Consider the following 16,118-nt stretch of genomic DNA (forward strand, 5'->3'; position numbering starts at 1 on the left):
TGGTTTGTCCCCTTGAATTATCAATGAAACAAAGTTACATTACAACGTCATCTTTCATGTAACTCTTAAACGTACCACCTGTCTTATGAGCTTTGATCTAGTCATGTTTGGCGGCACCGGCGATTTGGCCTGGCGCAAGTTGATGCCCGCCCTGTTCCAGGCCTTCCGCCACGGCTCTCTGCCTGCGGGTGGTCGCATCATCGGTGTGGGCCGAGACGATATGAGCCATGAGCAATACCGCGCACTGATCCAGTCCCGCTTCGAGAAAGTGGAACTGGCCAAGCGCCCCAGCGCCGAAGAATTTGCCCGCTTTGCTGCCATCCTCGAGTTCCAGCGCATGGACCTGTCCAAGCCGGACGATTACGCCAGCCTGGCCCAGACGCTGAACGCCCGCAATGCCGACAGCGTGGTCATGTATGTAGCCACCGCGCCCAGCCTGTTCACCAATGTCTGTGAACAGTTGGCCGCCAGCGGCCTGAACACGCCCAAGACCCGTGTGGTGCTGGAAAAGCCTCTGGGCCACGATCTGGCATCCAACCGCGCAATCAATCAGACGGTGCGCCGCTTCTTTGCCGAAGAGCAGATCTACCGCATCGACCACTACCTGGGCAAGCCCTCGGTGCAAAACCTGTTTGCCATGCGCTTTGGCAACGCCTTGTTCGAGCCACTGTGGCGCCGTGAGCACATCGCCAACATCCAGATCACCATTGCCGAAGACCTGGGGGTGGAAAGCCGTGGCGCGTTTTACGAAACCACGGGCGCGCTGCGCGACATGGTGCAAAACCACGCGCTGCAACTGCTCTGCGCGATTGCCATGGAGCCCCCGATCAACTCGCACGCCGATGCCATTCGCGACGAAAAGCTCAAGGTGCTGCGTTCGCTCAAGCCTTGGACCGCAGAGACGTTAAAGCAGGACGTGGTGCGTGGCCAATATTCGGCCGGCACCAGCGGCGGCAACAAGGTGCCAGGCTACCGCGAAGAAACCGGTGTTGACCCCAAGAGCAACACTGAAACTTTTGTCGCCCTGCGCACCGAAATCGCCAACTGGCGCTGGGCCGGTGTGCCCTTCTACATCCGAACCGGCAAGCGCTTGGCAGGTCGCGATGCGCGCATCGTCATCAACTTCCGCCCCACACCACACGCCATCTACGACTCGAACGAAGGTGCAGCCAACCGGCTGATCATCAACCTGCAACCCAAGGATGGCTTGGAGCTGCACTTGCTCGCCCAGGGACAGGAAAACCGCCAATCGCGCGCTGCGGCGTCGCAAAGCCTGGCACCGGTGCAACTGGATCTAGATTTTGACAAACGCTTTGGCTCCGAGCGTGTGGGCGCTTACGAGCGCCTGCTGTTGGATGTGATCGACGGCCGCCTGAACCTGTTTGTGCGCAGCGATGAGCAGGAAGAAGCCTGGCGCTGGGTCGAACCCATGCTGGAACACTGGGCTGCAGACACACAGGGCCCGCGCCTGTACGCAGCCGGTACTTGGGGCCCCAGCGCATCCAGCGCCATGATTGCACGCGACGGCTTCTGCTGGAGCGAAGAAAGCTAAAACCCTATGTTGGACCGAATCAAAGCCTCGCTGCCATCGCTGGCCCCCGCCGAGCAACGGGTGGGCAAGCTGTGCTTGGCCGACCCCCGCACGTTTGCCAAACTGCCTGTCAGCGAGCTGGCTGACCGCGCCCATGTCAGCAAACCCACCGTGGTGAGGTTTTGCCGCAGCGTAGGCTACGACGGTCTTTCAGATTTCAAACTGAAGCTGGCGGGCACGGTGAACGAAGGCGTGCCCTTTATCCACCGCAGTGTGGACGCCGATGACAAAACCGGCGATGTGATGGTCAAGGTCATCGACAACACGGTGGCAGCCTTCCTCAAGTACCGCAACGACGCCTCCACATTGGCGATAGAAAAGGCTGTATTGGCGCTTGTGGATGCCTACAGTGCAGGCCGGCAGATTCAGTTCTTCGGTGTGGGCAATTCCGGCATCGTGGCGCAAGACGCGCAACACAAGTTCTTCCGCCTGGGCATCAACACTACTGCCTACAGCGACGGCCACATGCAGGTCATGAGCGCCTCAATCCTGGGGCCGGGCGACTGTGTGGTCGTCATCAGCAATTCCGGCCGCACCCGCGACCTGATGGACGCTTGCGATATTGCACGCAAAAATGGCGCCACCACCATCGTCATCACCGCCAGTGGTTCGCCCCTGGCCAGCGCAGGCCACATCCATCTGAGTGCAGACCACCCTGAAGGCTTTGACCGCTATAGCCCCATGGTCTCCCGCCTGCTGCACTTGATGATCATCGACATCCTCGCCACCTGCGTGGCCCTGCGCATCGGCAGCGCCAAGCTGCAACCCCTGCTGCGCGAGATGAAGCACAACCTGCGGAACAAGCGCTACGCCTGAAGCAACTAAGGCCTTGCGCCTTAACCTGTGTCATCGCTTGCGTAGCCATCCCAACGAAAAGCCCGCTGTATTACTACAGCGGGCTTTTATACCTATACCACATACTGGCCCACGCCAGCGCCGTGATTAGAAGGAGTGGGAAACCAACAGGTTGGTTTCAGTGCTCCGGTCCCTTCCAATAGCCGACAGCCAATTGGCATAGTTTGCAATCAAACTGGTGCGCTTGCTCAGAGCGTAAGTTGCAGACAATCCATAGCCGTTACGAGTCTGGTCCAGCGCGCCGGCAGATGCCGATACGCCAGCCTGCGCGACAGAGCCACTGAATGTTTCAGTAGCAAAGTTTGCACCCAAGGTAAAGGCGCCTACAGGAACCGAAACAGCTACCAAAGCATCCGTCAATGTTGCTCCGCCAGTCGTGGTCAAAACAGACAGACCACCACCCAGTTTTGCGGTACCAAAATCATACGAAGCCGCGGTACGAATCACGTCTTTGTACGAAGTGTTCACATTGTCTGTACGGCCGTCGTACACCAAGTAATTCACGTTAGCCACCAAAGCGCCACCGACGTATGTCGCGGTGAAGCTGTTCAAGCGCTGACCAGTGGTACCCGCAGCGCCGGAGCCACCAACACCCAAGCCCGCACCCACACCCGAGGTGGTGGAAGAGCTCACGGAGGCTTGCTCCATATGCGCCATACCCAAATAGACAGGACCCAGCTTGGTGTCAAAACCAGCAGCATCCTTCAGACCTCGCGAAGGAAACACCTTGTTGTCCATACCAACACCACCAACGCCAGAAATACCGCCAGACAGGTAGTCAACAGGCTTGTAGCTTTGCAGGGTCAAACGACCAACGCCCGTAGTCAACTTCAAGGATGTATCACCACCATTGACACCAGCACGGTTAACACCATCGAAACTCATTTCCGCAGCCACGCTCATGCCACCGCCTAAGTCCTCTTTGGCGTTGAAGGTAATCAAGGAGGTATCAATACCCAAGCCGGAAGAATCACCAACTGCATTGCCACCTGAGCCACCGGCGATGGCTTGGGTAACGGTTTGCACTGCTTGTTGCCCAGCAGTACCGGTATTAGGGGCTTGGTAGCTAGACTTGTAGCCCGTGATTAAGTTGCCGGTAATCGTAACTTGTGCGAACGATGCGCCCGTTGCAGCCAAGGCAGCTAAGGCGATGAGTGTTTTTTTCATTTGGTATGTCTCTTCAATTTGAGTTAGGTAGTTAGTCAATAGCCTTTTGACCAACGGATACTTCTTAATTCAGAAGCAATGTCTATTGAAACAAAAATTCACGTCCTCGTCATGTAACTAAAGGGACAAAAATTAGACACGAACGCCAAAAAGCATATTTTGTTGTATTAGCACCAAAAGACAAAATTTCACCGCATTATGAAATTTCATACGTAACAAAAAAACCCACTGTATTTCTACAGCGGGTTTTTTGTCTTGAAATTTCGAACTGGCTAAGCCAGCCAAAAATTAGAAGGAGTGCGACAACAACAGGTTGGTTTCTGTGGACTTGGAGTTGTCACCAACAGTCTGAGTCCAGTTGCGGTAGTTAGCCACAACGCTAGTACGCTTGCTCAGAGCGTAGGCAGCGCCCAGACCGTAACCGGTCTTGGTGCCATCAGTAGCTGCAACGCTGTCGTTCACTGCGCGGCTAGCAAAAGTAGCGTTCAGTGTGAAAGCGCCCAAAGGCAATGCGGCACCGATCAAAGAATCAGTACGTGTACCCTTGACCAGCTTGCGAGCTTCTACACCAGCACCCAGCTTGAACACGCCGAAGTCGTATGCAGCGGAAGCGTACAGTTTGCTGTCGCTGTTTGCTGGGTCCAGAGCTTCGGTACCCTTTTGGTCGTATGTGGTGTAACCCAAGTTAGCAGCCAATGGGCCAGCAGCGTAAGCAGCGGAGATACCAGCATTACGCTGAGAATCACGACCGGTAGGAGTACCAGCAGCGCCAACACCCAGGCCTTGGCCGGTGGTAACGGAGTTCACGCTGTTTTCAGCGTGGGACAGACCAATGGTGAAACCGCTGAAAGAAGGCGATGTGTAGGAAATGCTGTCAGAGTATGTCTTGGCGCTGAAAATGCGACCGTCAAAACCAACACCACCCACGTTGGCGATACCGCCAGACAGGTAGTCAGCGCCCTTAACAGACTTCAGAGCAAAAGCGCCCCAAGAAGCATTCGCCAAAGTCAAGGAAGTGTCGCCACCAGCAACGCCAGCGCGAGCAACTGTGTCAAAGCTCAACACTGCAGTAGCCTTCAAGCCGCCACCCAGGTCTTCGTTAGCAGTGAAGTACAGTTCTGCGGTATCCAGGCCCAAGCCGGAAGAGTCGCTAGAAGTGCTCACGCCAGCGGCTGTAGTCACAGCGGTAGCTGCCTTGTAGCCAGATGTCACGTTACCGGTGATAGTGGCTTGTGCGAAAGAAGCGCCGGAAGCAGCCAAAACGGCCAAAGCGATCAAAGTCTTTTTCATGTAGAAATACTCCAAGGTTAAACATAGAGCTCCGGACCGATTGTTCGGAACTCCGGGCCAACCTCCTATTCAGGAAGTTGGATGTATTGCACCAGACGAGGGAGCGTTTGGCAAAGGAAAAGCCCGAAATATTAGGGTTCCTACCGGTTACCGTTGTTGGGTTGCAACAATTTGTTTGACTGTCATCAAGCTCACCTAAACGTCAGCCCCGGTAGACTCTCTCCATATTGGAAACATCTCCCATGGACGCATTCTTTACTGCTGCAGACACCGCGCTGCGCACCCTGTTCGCTCAGCCACACGCTGCCAAGGCTTGCCCTACCGTGGCAGAGCATGCCACCGAGCTTTCGGTCGCAGAAAAGCACAAGGCTGCAGGCCTGATGCGGGTGAACCACGTGGGGGAGGTCTGCGCACAGGCTCTCTACACAGCACAGGCTCTGGCCACGCCCAACCCTGGGCTGCGCGCGCACTTCACGCAGGCGTCGTTGGAAGAAACCGACCATCTGGCCTGGACCGCGCAGCGGCTGGAAGAGCTGGGGGCACGGCCGTCGTTGTTGAACCCGCTGTGGTACGCCGGAGCTTTTGGTTTGGGGCTGCTGGCCGGGCGCATGGGCGATGCCATCAGCCTGGGGTTTGTGGTGGAAACCGAAAAGCAGGTGGGTGACCACCTGCAGAGTCATTTGGCACTGCTGCCCGAAGGCGACCACGCCTCACGCGCCATCGTGGCGCAAATGCATGACGATGAGCTGCGCCATGCCAACGAGGCCAAAGCGGCGGGCGGCGTAGACTTGCCCCAGCCCGTCAAGGCACTGATGCGCGCCGCCGCCAAGGTGATGACCACCGTGGCGGAGCGGATTTAGGGCTGATCTAGCGCTGTTCAGGCCTCGACCAGATCGAATCCGGTTGTAATTTCGGCCGTTTTGCCCAGCATGATGCTGGCTGAGCAGTATTTTTCGTGGCTCATGGCAATGGCGCGCTCCACAGCGTTGGCGGAGATGCCTTTGCCAGTCACGGTGAACTGCATGTGGATCTTGGTGAACACCTTGGGGTCCACCTCGGCACGCTCAGTCGTCAGTTTGACAGTGCAGCCACGGATGTCATGGCGGCCACGCTTGAGGATCAGGACTACGTCATAGGCGGTGCAGCCGCCGGTGCCGGCCAGCACGGTTTCCATAGGGCGCGGTGCCAGGTTTTGGCCACCGTTCTCGGGCTTGGCAGCATCGGGCGCGCCATCCATCGTCAAGATATGGCCGCTGCCGGTCTCGGCGACAAAGCCCATGCCGGAGCGGGTATTCAAGCCGCCAGTCCAGCTTACTGTGCATTCCATGGTTCTCATCCTTCAATAAATTGCCCCGCGCGGGGCCAAAAGTATGTCGCTACAATGCAATCTAGCAGCCCCGCGCGGAGCTGTCCAATTGCGTTTTCGCCTATTCATATCGGAGTGTAGCCCCGTGAGTTCTCCCCAGCAGACCCCAGCCCCCCAGCTCACCCCGGCGGATTACCTCAAGAAAATTCTGACCGCACGCGTCTACGACGTGGCCAATGAGACCCCGCTGGAGCCCGCTCGCGCACTGAGCCGCCGCCTGCACAACACCGTGCTTTTTAAGCGCGAAGACCAGCAACCGGTACGCAGCTTCAAGTTGCGCGGCGCCTACAACAAGATGGCGCAACTGCCGCCCGAGCAGATCGCCAAGGGCGTGATCTGCGCGTCCGCAGGCAACCACGCCCAGGGCGTGGCCTTATCTGCCAGCCGCATGGGGGTGCGCGCCGTGATCGTGATGCCCACCACCACACCCCAGCTCAAGGTGGATGCGGTGCGCGGCTTCGGTGGCGAGGTGGTGCTGTTTGGCGAGAGCTATTCCGACGCCTATGGCCACGCGGTGACCTTGCAGGAAAAGGAGGGGCTGACCTTTGTGCACCCGTTTGACGATCCAGATGTGATCGCCGGTCAGGGCACGGTGGCCATGGAAATCATGCGCCAGGTGCAGACGTTGGGCGCCGACAAGGCGGCCAAGTCGGGCCACAAAACTGGCAGCAAAACCGGCCCCGGCCTGGACGCCGTGTTTGTGGCGATTGGCGGCGGCGGACTGATCTCGGGTGTGGCCAACTACATCAAGGCCGTGGCACCCGGCGTCAAGGTCATCGGCGTGCAAATGAACGACTCCGACGCGATGATCCAGTCGGTGGCCGCCAAGCAGCGCGTGACATTGCCCGACGTAGGCCTGTTTTCCGACGGCACGGCGGTGAAGCTGGTGGGCGAGGAAACCTTCCGCATCGCCAGCAACCTAGTGGACGACTATGTGACCGTAGACACCGACGCGGTGTGCGCGGCCATCAAGGACATTTTTGTGGACACGCGCTCCATCGTGGAACCTGCGGGCGCGCTGGCCGTGGCGGCCATCAAGCAATATGTGGCCACGCACAAAACCAAGGGCGAGACCTATGCCGCCATCCTCTGCGGCGCCAACATGAACTTCGACCGCCTGCGCTTCGTGGCCGAGCGCGCCGAGGTGGGCGAAGAGCGCGAAGCACTGTTTGCCGTGACGATTCCCGAGGAGCGCGGCAGCTTCAAGCGCTTTTGCGAACTGATTGGCGAGCTGCCTGGCGGCACGCGCAATGTGACCGAGTTCAACTACCGCATCAGCGACGCGGCGCAGGCGCACGTGTTTGTGGGCCTGACCACGCAGAACAAGGGTGAGTCTGGCAAGATTGCCAAGAGCTTTGCCAAGCACGGCTTTCAGACGCTGGACCTCACGCACGACGAGCTGGCCAAGGAGCACATCCGCCACATGGTGGGCGGCATCTCCAGCCTGGCGCAGGACGAGCGCCTGCTGCGGTTTGTGTTCCCCGAACGGCCCGGCGCGCTGATGAAGTTCCTGAGCCTGATGCGCCCGGGCTGGAACATCAGCCTGTTCCACTACCGCAACCAGGGCGCGGACTACGGCCGCATTCTGGTGGGACTACAAGTGCCTGCTGCGGACAACCAGGCATTTGCGCAGTTTCTGGAAACGCTGGGTTACCCGTATGTGGAAGAAACCGCCAACCCGGTGTACCGCATGTTCCTGCAGCGCTGAGCACATGCTACAAAAAGAGTAGCTGCCGACGCATGTTCCACGAGGGCTAGGGCGCTGTTTTACCCTTGATCGCGATGGAAGGGCCGGCAGCTGCGGGCACCAGTGCTGGCAGCTCCAGCACCATCTCCGCATCATTGCGCGCCAGCGTGGCACGGCGCCCCTGCACCGCCTGCAGCGTCCAGCCATCCACCACATTCGCACCCACGGTATATGGCTTGGCAGGCTTGCCATCTACCGACAACAGGGCCGCACCCTTGGCATTGGGCTGGGCCACCACGCCCATCAGCGCAAAGCGCGCTGACTCCAGCACCGGAGCAGCCTGCGCCACCGCAGGGGAGTCGCCGGCTGCCGCAACTGCACCCAACGCACGCGCTACGGCCACCCCATCCGGCGGTACCGCGGGCGCTGCCACAGCCGCAATGCTGCTGGCCTGCACCGGTGCGGCCACGCGCAACCCCCAGACGGCCGCACTGGCAGCCGCCAGCGCCGCCAGGACGAATGCCGCCAAACGCGGCCACCACAGGGAAGGGGCAGAAAGGACCATTCGGCGCATTATCATGGAAGGCCCATGCGCCCTGCCCTGGCAGGCGCACCGTTCAACGCTCACCATCCTGGCCCTCCCACCATGCGCATTGCTTCACGCCCTTCTGCACTTGCCCGCGGCTTCACCCTGATCGAGCTGATGGTGGTGCTGGTCATCATCGGCGTGCTGGCCGCGCTCATCGTGCCCAATGTGCTGGACCGTGCCGACGACGCCCGCGTGGCCGCCGCCAAAACCGACATTGCCAACCTCAGCCAGGCGCTCAAGCTCTACAAGCTGGACAACCAGCGCTACCCCAGCGGCGAGCAGGGCCTGCAAGCCCTGGTGGCCAAGCCCACCGCGGGTGCGCTACCGCCCAACTGGCGCCCCTACCTGGACAAGCTGCCCAATGACCCCTGGGGCCGCGCCTACCTGTACCTGAGCCCCGGCCTCAAGGGCGAGATCGACGTGATGAGCTTTGGCGCGGATGGCCAAGCGGGCGGCGACGGCAAAGACGCCGATATCGGGAACTGGTGAAACCGCGCGGCTTCACCCTGCTGGAGCTTCTGCTGGTGGTCGCTATCGTAGGAGTGGCCGCGGCAGGAGTGGCCTTGGCACTGCGCGATGCGGCGCAGTCCCAGCTGGACCGCGAAGCCCAGCGCCTGGCGGCACTGCTGGAATCGGCCCGCGCGCAGTCGCGCGCCAGTGGCAACCCGGTGCGCTGGCGCAGTACCGCACAGGGTTTTGTGTTTGAAGGCCTGCCACCGGTCAAGGACGCCCCGGCCTTGCCCAGCACCTGGCAAACCACCGGAATACAGGCCCAAAGCGAGCCCGTATTGCTGGGCCCCGACCCCTTGATCACCCCCCAAGCGGTGCGCCTGTGGAGCAAGGACCAGCCCGAGCGCAGCCTGTGGGTGGCCACCGATGGCGTGCGGCCCTTCGCCGTGCAAAGCAGCGCGCCATGAACCGGCTGCGCCCCGCGCCCCGGGGCTTCACCCTGATTGAGGTGCTGGTGGCGCTGGCCATCGTGGCTGTCACCCTGATTGCGGGTCTGCAGGCCACGGCCTCCCTGACGCGCAATACCAGTCGCCAAACCGAGCGCGTGCTGGCCCAGCTGTGTGCGGAAAACGCCCTGGCCCAGGTGCGCCTGTCGCGCCAGTTGCCCGATGTGGGTGACAGCACCCGCCCCTGCGAACAAGCGGGTCGCACGCTGGACCTGCGCCTGCTGGTGCAGCCCACACCCAACCCCAACTTCCGCCGCGTGGAAGCGCGCGTAGCGCTGGACGGCATGCCACTGCTACAGCTGGGCACCGTGGTGGGACGCTACTGATGCGACCGGTGCACCGCCCCCGTGGCTTCACGCTGATCGAGCTGCTGGTGGCGCTGGGCGTGATGGCGCTGATGGCCGTCATGGGCTGGCGTGCACTGGATGGTATGCAACAGGCGCGCAATGCCAACCGCGACCATGCCGACGCCGTGCTGGCGCTGGATGCCGGCCTCTCGCAGTGGACCACGGACCTGGACGCGCTGACCGAACTGCCGCAAACCCGCACGCTGGAATGGGATGGCCGCGCCCTGCGCCTGACGCGCCGCGCTACCGCAGGCGACAGCGCCGGTGCGCAGGTGGTGGCCTGGACGCGCGCCGAGCGCGACGGCCGCACGCAGTGGCTGCGCTGGCAGTCCACCCCCGTGCGCACCCGTGAGGAATGGACCAGTGCCTGGGCCGCGGCGGATGCCTGGCTGCAAGGCGCCGGCGCTGACAGCGCCAACGGTGCGCGCACGCGTGAGGTGCGCGTTGCCGCGCTGGACCAATGGCAACTCTACTTCTACTGGGGCGGCGCCTGGAGCAACCCGCTCTCCAGCACTGGCAGCAACGGCGCGGGCGCCCAGCCCGCGGCCAACGTGCCAGATGGCGTACGTCTGGTGCTGACCGTATCGCCGCCCCACCCCCTGGCCGGTACAGTGACGCGTGACTGGGCGCGCGCCAACAGCGGGGGCACACCGTGACGCACCGACGCCACCAACACGGCGCAGCCATCCTCACCGCCATGCTGCTGGTCACGCTGGTGGCCGCACTCAGCGCCTCCGCGCTGTGGCAGCAGTGGCGCACGCTGGAGGTGGAAACTGCGGAGCGCCAGCGCACCCAGGCCAGCTGGATCCTGCAGGGCGCGGTGGACTGGGCGCGGCTGATCTTGCGCGAAGACGCCCGCACCGGCGCCACCGACCACCTGGCCGAGCCCTGGGCCGTGCCGCTGCAAGACGCCAAACTCTCCGCCTTTCTGGCTAGCCAAGGCGGTGGCGATGCGGCGCTGGAGGCGCTGCAGGACGCCAGCCTGTCGGGCCAGATCAACGACCTGCAAGCGCGCCTGAACCTGCTCAACCTGGTGCAAGAGGGGCGCCCCCACCCCGCCACGCTGCAGGCCGTCACCCGCTTGTTCGATGCGTTGCACCTGCCGCCCACTGAATTGCAAGTATTGGTAAGCAACTTGCAGCTGGCGCTGGAGCCGCCGGACACGCCCAACTCTACCAACCAGCCGCACCCGCTGCTGCCGCGCAGCGCGGACCAATTGGGCTGGCTGGGCCTCTCGCCCGCCACAGTGCGCGTGCTGCGACCCTACGTGGTGCTATTGCCCGAGCGCACACCGCTGAACCTGAACACCGCCCCCGCCGTGCTGCTGCAGGCCTGCCTGCCGGGCCTGGACGCTGCGGGTGCGCAGCGCTTGGTCGCGGCGCGCGCGCTTAACCACTTCCAAACACTGGCCGAAGTGGTGCAGGCTTCGGGCCTGGCAAACCTGGCCACGGTGGACACACAGCACAGCGTGAATTCGCGCTATTTCGAGGTGCGCGCACGCCTGCGCCTAGGCGCGCTGGACACCCAGGAACGCACCGTAGTGCAACGCGAAGGTTTGCTGGTGAAACCCCTATGGAAAGAGCGCCTGGCCGCCGAGGTGGCGTCCGTACAATGAACCGCCCACCAAGGCGCCCTCTTGCGCCCCCCACATGACCCGTCCGCTTGTCCTGTTGCCATTGCCCGCCGCCCTGCCTGCCACCCCCGTGGCGCAGTGGGAATGGGTGGGCGCGGGCGGCGCGGCGCGGGCAGGCCATGTCACGGTCGTGGTACCTGCGCAAGCCTTGTCGTGGCACCGCGTGCAGCTGCCTGTGGGCGTGCAGCGCCAAGGCCCACGGCTGCGCGCCGTGCTGGAAGGCCTGCTGGAAGACCAGCTGCTGGACGACCCGGCCCAAATGCACTTTGCGCTGCAGCCGGCCCTGAACGCCGGTAACCCGGTGTGGGTGGCCGCCTGCGCACGCAGTTGGTTGCGCCAGGCGCTACTGGCGCTGGAGCAGGCGGGCTACCAAATAGGCGCCGTGGTACCCGAGTGGGCGCCGCTGGCGGACGCCGACACGCTGTGGGTCACTGGCGATGCCGACACAGCGCAGGCCGTGTGGGTGGATGGCAGCGGCGTACATTGGCGCCCCCTGTCCGCGGACCACACCTCGTCCGCCTCTATTCCCGAATCCTGGCACCCGCTGGCCGTACAGGCAGAACCTGCGGTGGCAGGCCTTGCCGAGGCCCTGCACCGCGGCGAGGTACAGGTGCTCTCGCGCGACGAGCGCCTGCAGCAATGCGCCCAGAGTGACTGGGACTTGGCCCAGGGCGACATGGCGCGTAGCCATCCGGCCACGCGCCGGCTGCAGCAGGCCGCTGCAGCGCTGTGGCAGTCGGCGCAATGGCGCCCCGCGCGCTGGGCCGCTGTGGCCTTGCTGGGCGTGCAGCTGCTGGGGTTGAATGTGGCGGCCTGGCAGGCCAGCAACCAGCTCACGCAGCAACGCAGCGCCTTACAGGCCACCTTGCTGGCCACCTTCCCCAACACCCCGGTGGTGGTGGATGCCCCGCTGCAGATGGAGCGCGGCATGGCCGGCCTGCGCCAGGCCAGCGGCAGCGCCTCGGCGCGCGATTTGGAGAGTGTGTTGGCCGCACTCGGTAGTTTGGAAGGTTTTGAGGCCATAGCCCCCGCCAAATATGCGCCAGCAGCTATTGATTTTGTAGCAGGTGAGGTGCGCATGCGCGGCCTGACTCTGGCCCCTGAGCAACTGCCCGCGGTGCAAAACCAGTTGCACACGCGGGGCTACAGTGCCCGCCTGGACGGCGACACCCTGCTGCTCAGCCCCCGGAGTACGCCATGAGTGCATCCATGCGCCACTGGTGGAGCCAACGCGCGCCGCGCGAGCAGCGCATGCTGGGCATCGCGCTCGCCCTGGTTGGCGTGGCGCTGCTGTGGTGGCTGGGCGTGGCCCCAGCGCTGCGCAGCCTGCGCCAGTGGGAAACCCAGGCCCCGCGGCTGGAAGCCCAGCTGCAAACCATGCGCGGCCTGCAAGCTGAGGCGCAGAGTCTGCAGGCCCAGCCGCCACTCTCCACCGCCGCTGCCCAGCAGGCCCTGCAAAGCACGCTGGGTGCGCTGGGTACCAGCGGCAGCGTGGTGGTGCAAGGCACCCTGGCCACGGTGACGCTGCGTGGCGCGAGCCCGCAGGCCCTGGCCCAGTGGCTGGCCCGCGCACGCACCGAGGCGCGCCTGGCCCCCAGCCAAGCCAACCTGAGCCGCGATGCCAAGGGCGGCTGGAACGGCACCCTGCAACTACCCCTGCCGGGTAACTGACGACACCATGGCCACCCTGCTCGCCCCTATCCCCCTGACCGCCACGCCCCGGCGCGCCGCGCCTTGGGCCTGGGCGGCGGTGGGACTGCTGGTGGGTGGGCTGGTTGCCGCCGCCGTGTTTGCCCCCGCGCGCTGGCTGGCCTGGGGCCTGGCACAGGCCAGCCAGCAGCGCGTGCAGCTGCTGCAGCCCCAGGGTACGGTCTGGCAAGGCAGCGCCCAATTGGCCTTGGGGGCCGACCCCGCGGTGGCCACCGCGCTGCCCGGACGACTAGAGTGGCACCTACGCCCGCAGTGGCTGGGTGCGGCGCTGCGCCTGCACGCGCCCTGCTGCATGACCACTCCGTTGGACCTCACCCTGGAGGCTTCCACCCGTGCCGTGCAACTGCACACATCCGACCTGGACGCCGCACAAGCCATACGCCTGCCCAGCGCGCTATTGACCGGGCTGGGCACGCCGTGGAACACCATCCAGCTGCAAGGCACGCTGGCGCTGCAGCCACAGGGGCTGGCACTGCAATGGCAGCAAGGCGCATTGGCACTGCAAGGCCGACTGCAGATCGATGCGCTGCAGATGAGCACGCGCCTGACCCCGCTGCAACCCGTGGGCAGCTACCGGATTGAACTGCTGGGCGGCGATGCGCCCACGCTGGCACTGCAAACGTTGGACGGCGCCCTGCAGCTGCAGGGCCGCGGCCAGTGGCACCAGGGCCGGCTGCAATTTGATGGCGAAGCGCGCGCCGCCGCGGGCCGCGAAGACGCACTGGCCAATCTGCTCAATATCATTGGACGGCGCGATGGCGCGCGCTCCATCATCCACGTGGGATAACCGCATGCACCAGTCCCCTCCTCCTTCCTCCAGAGCCCCGGGTAGCCGCCAGATTGCTATGCATTTGCTAGCTGCTTGCGCACTATTCATGGTGGCTAGCGGCCTGTTTGGCACACAAGTGTGGGCGCAAACGGCTCCGGTGAAGCGCGGCGAACCCGTCACACTGAACTTCAGCAATGCCGACATTGAGGCCGTGGCCCGCACCATGGCCACGCTGACCGGGCGCAACGTGGTGGTGGACCCACGCGTCAAGGGCAACATCACGCTGACCACGGACAGCCCGGCCTCGCCAGCGCGCGCCTACAACCTGTTCCTGGCCACGCTGCGCATGCAAGGCTTCACCGTCGTACAGGTAGATGGCATTGACAAGGTGGTGCCCGAGGCGGACGCCAAGCTACAGGGTGGTGGCGTATCGGCCACCGAATCGGGCAGCCCCGGCGCGGGTGGCAACCAGTTGGTCACGCAAATCATCAAGCTGCAGTACGAGAACGCCAACAACCTGGTGGCCGTGCTGCGCCCGCTGATCAACCCCAACAACCCTATCAACGTGAACCCGGCGACCAACTCGCTGGTGATCACCGACTACGCCGACAACCTGCGCCGCCTGGCCCGTGTGGTGGCCGCGCTGGATGTGCCCAACGCCACCGACGTGGAAGTCATCCCCATCCAACACGCCAACGCCAGCGACCTGGCCCCCCTGGTGCTGCGCCTGCTGGAGAGCAGCGGCACCGTGGGCGCCGGCCAGGCCGATGCCAGCTTCAAGACGGCGGTGCTGGCCGAACCGCGCAGCAACGCCCTTATCGTGCGTGCCGCCAACCAGGCACGCCTGGCCTTGGCCCGCTCCCTCATCAGCAAGCTGGACCAACCCACCGCAGGCGGCAACGGCGCGGCCGGCAACATCTATGTGGTCTACCTGAAGAACGCCAACGCCACCCAGTTGGCCACCACGCTGCGCGCCGCCATCAGCAGCGAGGCGCGCGCGCCAGTGGCCGCCACGCCAGCACCCGCCGCCGCCGGTAGCGCAGCCTCTGCCACCGCCACCAATGTGCCCAGCACCGGTGGCCAGATCCAGGCCGACCCCACCACCAACTCGCTCATCATCACCGCCAGCGAACCGCAGTACCGCCAGCTGCGCGCCGTCATCGACAAGCTCGATGCACGCCGCGCCCAGGTCTATGTGGAAAGCCTGATCGCCGAGGTCAGCGCCGACAAGGCGGCCGAATTTGGCATCCAGTGGCAGGGCGCGCTGGGCAATGCAGGCGACGGCGTGATCGGCCTCTTGGGCACCAACTTTGGCAGCGGCGGCAAAAACATCATCAACCTGGCCACCCAGGCCGCTGCGGGCACAGTGTCGCCCCCCCGTGGCTTCAACCTGGGCGCAGCCACTAAGACCAACGGCGTCTATGTGCTGGGCTTTCTGGCGCGTTTTCTGGAAGAGTCGGGCAGCGGCAATGTACTCTCTACACCCAACCTGCTGACGCTGGACAACGAAGAAGCCAAGATCGTCATCGGCCAGAACGTGCCCTTTGTCACCGGCCAGTTCACGAACACCGGCGGCGGCAACAACGGCACGGTCAACCCCTTCCAGACCATCGAGCGCAAAGACGTGGGCCTGACGCTCAAGGTCAAGCCGCAGATCAGCGAGAACGGCACCGTCAAGCTAACCATCTTCCAGGAGGTGTCCAGCGTGCTGGCCTCCACCGCCAACGCCCCCAACGGCCCCACCACCAACAAGCGCACGATCGAATCCAACGTGCTGGTGGAAGACGGTGCCGTGGTCGTGCTGGGCGGCCTGCTGCAGGATGAATACGCTGGCAACCAGGAAAAGGTACCCGGCTTGAGCGATGTACCCTTCTTTGGCAACCTGTTCAAGAGCGAAGCCCGCAGCCGCAAGAAGACCAACCTAATGGTGTTCTTGCGGCCCGTGGTGGTGCGCGATGCCGCCGCCGTGGACCGCTTATCGAACGACCGCTACGAACTCATGCGCAGCGGGCAACTTAATGGTCAGCCTGAAGCCAGCACCTTGGTACCGATCAACGAGGCACCGGTGTTGCCGGCGTTGCAGACGCGACCAGCACCGCCGGCGGCGCCAATACCTCCATCACCTCAACCATAAGTAACCGCAGGGAGACAAAGAGAG

General features: G+C 63.4%; 17 protein-coding genes. 13 read left to right on the forward strand and 4 right to left on the reverse strand.

What is annotated here, in order from left to right; genetic code table 11:
• Nucleotides 1-85 precede the first annotated feature (85 nt).
• Together zwf and AC1DZ5_RS01795 are read left to right on the forward strand one after the other, a co-directional pair.
• Nucleotides 86-1,552 (forward strand): glucose-6-phosphate dehydrogenase, encoded by a 1,467-nt coding sequence (zwf, locus tag AC1DZ5_RS01790; protein WP_477885437.1) that lies wholly within the window; start codon nt 86-88, stop codon nt 1,550-1,552.
• A 6-nt stretch (nt 1,553-1,558) separates the two neighbouring features.
• On the forward strand, nt 1,559-2,407 hold the full coding sequence (locus AC1DZ5_RS01795; RefSeq protein WP_477885439.1) for a MurR/RpiR family transcriptional regulator: 849 nt from the start codon (nt 1,559-1,561) through the stop codon (nt 2,405-2,407).
• Between the two features lie 126 nt (nt 2,408-2,533).
• Here AC1DZ5_RS01795 and AC1DZ5_RS01800 read toward each other — a convergent pair whose 3' ends face one another.
• Together AC1DZ5_RS01800 and AC1DZ5_RS01805 are read right to left on the reverse strand one after the other, a co-directional pair.
• On the reverse strand, nt 2,534-3,613 hold the full coding sequence (locus AC1DZ5_RS01800; RefSeq protein ID WP_477885441.1) for a porin: 1,080 nt from the start codon (nt 3,611-3,613) through the stop codon (nt 2,534-2,536).
• A gap of 288 nt (nt 3,614-3,901) precedes the next feature.
• Nucleotides 3,902-4,903, reverse strand: coding sequence for a porin (locus AC1DZ5_RS01805; protein WP_477885443.1), 1,002 nt, complete (start codon nt 4,901-4,903; stop codon nt 3,902-3,904).
• 242 nt (nt 4,904-5,145) lie between these two features.
• Between AC1DZ5_RS01805 and coq7 the strand changes: the two genes are divergently transcribed.
• The gene (gene coq7 / locus AC1DZ5_RS01810) at nt 5,146-5,763 is read left to right on the forward strand and encodes a 2-polyprenyl-3-methyl-6-methoxy-1,4-benzoquinone monooxygenase (RefSeq protein WP_477885445.1); all 618 of its coding nucleotides are present in this window, start codon (nt 5,146-5,148) and stop codon (nt 5,761-5,763) included.
• 17 nt (nt 5,764-5,780) lie between these two features.
• Here coq7 and AC1DZ5_RS01815 read toward each other — a convergent pair whose 3' ends face one another.
• Nucleotides 5,781-6,230, reverse strand: coding sequence for an OsmC family protein (locus tag AC1DZ5_RS01815; RefSeq protein WP_477885447.1), 450 nt, complete (start codon nt 6,228-6,230; stop codon nt 5,781-5,783).
• A gap of 124 nt (nt 6,231-6,354) precedes the next feature.
• Here AC1DZ5_RS01815 and ilvA point away from each other — a divergent pair, with 124 nt between their 5' ends.
• Nucleotides 6,355-7,977, forward strand: coding sequence for a threonine ammonia-lyase, biosynthetic (ilvA, locus tag AC1DZ5_RS01820; RefSeq protein WP_477885449.1), 1,623 nt, complete (start codon nt 6,355-6,357; stop codon nt 7,975-7,977).
• Nucleotides 7,978-8,023: 46 nt separating this feature from the next.
• Here the strand turns inward: ilvA and AC1DZ5_RS01825 are convergent, their stop codons facing one another.
• Entirely contained in the window at nt 8,024-8,521 is a 498-nt protein-coding gene (locus AC1DZ5_RS01825; RefSeq protein ID WP_477885451.1) for a type II secretion system protein N, read from the reverse strand.
• Between the two features lie 81 nt (nt 8,522-8,602).
• Here AC1DZ5_RS01825 and gspG point away from each other — a divergent pair, with 81 nt between their 5' ends.
• The 9 genes from gspG to gspD are packed head-to-tail and all read left to right on the forward strand — an operon-like array spanning nt 8,603 to nt 16,094.
• On the forward strand, nt 8,603-9,034 hold the full coding sequence (gspG, locus tag AC1DZ5_RS01830; protein WP_477885453.1) for a type II secretion system major pseudopilin GspG: 432 nt from the start codon (nt 8,603-8,605) through the stop codon (nt 9,032-9,034).
• On the forward strand, nt 9,028-9,462 hold the full coding sequence (locus AC1DZ5_RS01835) for a GspH/FimT family pseudopilin (RefSeq protein ID WP_477885776.1): 435 nt from the start codon (nt 9,028-9,030) through the stop codon (nt 9,460-9,462). The genes gspG and AC1DZ5_RS01835 overlap by 7 nt, the downstream gene beginning before the upstream one ends.
• A complete protein-coding gene (gene gspI, locus AC1DZ5_RS01840; RefSeq protein WP_477885455.1) occupies nt 9,459-9,827 on the forward strand; it encodes a type II secretion system minor pseudopilin GspI in 369 nt (122 codons plus the stop codon). The genes AC1DZ5_RS01835 and gspI overlap by 4 nt, the downstream gene beginning before the upstream one ends.
• Nucleotides 9,827-10,504: a PulJ/GspJ family protein gene (locus AC1DZ5_RS01845; protein ID WP_477885457.1), complete on the forward strand. Its 678-nt coding sequence runs from the start codon at nt 9,827-9,829 to the stop codon at nt 10,502-10,504. The genes gspI and AC1DZ5_RS01845 overlap by 1 nt, the downstream gene beginning before the upstream one ends.
• Entirely contained in the window at nt 10,501-11,463 is a 963-nt protein-coding gene (gene gspK / locus AC1DZ5_RS01850; protein WP_477885459.1) for a type II secretion system minor pseudopilin GspK, read from the forward strand. The genes AC1DZ5_RS01845 and gspK overlap by 4 nt, the downstream gene beginning before the upstream one ends.
• 34 nt (nt 11,464-11,497) lie before the next feature.
• A complete protein-coding gene (gspL, locus tag AC1DZ5_RS01855) occupies nt 11,498-12,682 on the forward strand; it encodes a type II secretion system protein GspL (RefSeq protein WP_477885461.1) in 1,185 nt (394 codons plus the stop codon).
• A complete protein-coding gene (gene gspM, locus AC1DZ5_RS01860) occupies nt 12,679-13,152 on the forward strand; it encodes a type II secretion system protein GspM (RefSeq protein WP_477885463.1) in 474 nt (157 codons plus the stop codon). The genes gspL and gspM overlap by 4 nt, the downstream gene beginning before the upstream one ends.
• Nucleotides 13,153-13,159: 7 nt before the next feature.
• Nucleotides 13,160-13,978 carry a type II secretion system protein N gene (gspN, locus tag AC1DZ5_RS01865; protein WP_477885465.1) on the forward strand — a complete coding sequence of 273 codons (819 nt, stop codon included), beginning with the start codon at nt 13,160-13,162 and terminating at the stop codon, nt 13,976-13,978.
• A 4-nt stretch (nt 13,979-13,982) separates the two neighbouring features.
• On the forward strand, nt 13,983-16,094 hold the full coding sequence (gene gspD, locus AC1DZ5_RS01870; RefSeq protein ID WP_477885467.1) for a type II secretion system secretin GspD: 2,112 nt from the start codon (nt 13,983-13,985) through the stop codon (nt 16,092-16,094).
• Nucleotides 16,095-16,118: the final 24 nt, after the last annotated feature.

The sequence above is a fragment of the Rhodoferax sp. P1_F3 genome (assembly GCF_056405715.1).

What these genes read in the sequence shown, in the direction of transcription:
- zwf (WP_477885437.1), top strand. Translation starts at nt 86, where the DNA reads ATGAGCTTTGATCTAGTCATGTTTGGCGGCACCGGCGATTTGGCCTGG.
- AC1DZ5_RS01795 (WP_477885439.1), top strand. Translation starts at nt 1,559, where the DNA reads ATGTTGGACCGAATCAAAGCCTCGCTGCCATCGCTGGCCCCCGCCGAG.
- AC1DZ5_RS01800 (WP_477885441.1), bottom strand. Translation starts at nt 3,613, where the DNA reads ATGAAAAAAACACTCATCGCCTTAGCTGCCTTGGCTGCAACGGGCGCA.
- AC1DZ5_RS01805 (WP_477885443.1), bottom strand. Translation starts at nt 4,903, where the DNA reads ATGAAAAAGACTTTGATCGCTTTGGCCGTTTTGGCTGCTTCCGGCGCT.
- coq7 (WP_477885445.1), top strand. Translation starts at nt 5,146, where the DNA reads ATGGACGCATTCTTTACTGCTGCAGACACCGCGCTGCGCACCCTGTTC.
- AC1DZ5_RS01815 (WP_477885447.1), bottom strand. Translation starts at nt 6,230, where the DNA reads ATGGAATGCACAGTAAGCTGGACTGGCGGCTTGAATACCCGCTCCGGC.
- AC1DZ5_RS01825 (WP_477885451.1), bottom strand. Translation starts at nt 8,521, where the DNA reads ATGGTCCTTTCTGCCCCTTCCCTGTGGTGGCCGCGTTTGGCGGCATTC.
- gspG (WP_477885453.1), top strand. Translation starts at nt 8,603, where the DNA reads ATGCGCATTGCTTCACGCCCTTCTGCACTTGCCCGCGGCTTCACCCTG.
- gspI (WP_477885455.1), top strand. Translation starts at nt 9,459, where the DNA reads ATGAACCGGCTGCGCCCCGCGCCCCGGGGCTTCACCCTGATTGAGGTG.
- AC1DZ5_RS01845 (WP_477885457.1), top strand. Translation starts at nt 9,827, where the DNA reads ATGCGACCGGTGCACCGCCCCCGTGGCTTCACGCTGATCGAGCTGCTG.
- gspL (WP_477885461.1), top strand. Translation starts at nt 11,498, where the DNA reads ATGACCCGTCCGCTTGTCCTGTTGCCATTGCCCGCCGCCCTGCCTGCC.
- gspM (WP_477885463.1), top strand. Translation starts at nt 12,679, where the DNA reads ATGAGTGCATCCATGCGCCACTGGTGGAGCCAACGCGCGCCGCGCGAG.
- gspN (WP_477885465.1), top strand. Translation starts at nt 13,160, where the DNA reads ATGGCCACCCTGCTCGCCCCTATCCCCCTGACCGCCACGCCCCGGCGC.
- gspD (WP_477885467.1), top strand. Translation starts at nt 13,983, where the DNA reads ATGCACCAGTCCCCTCCTCCTTCCTCCAGAGCCCCGGGTAGCCGCCAG.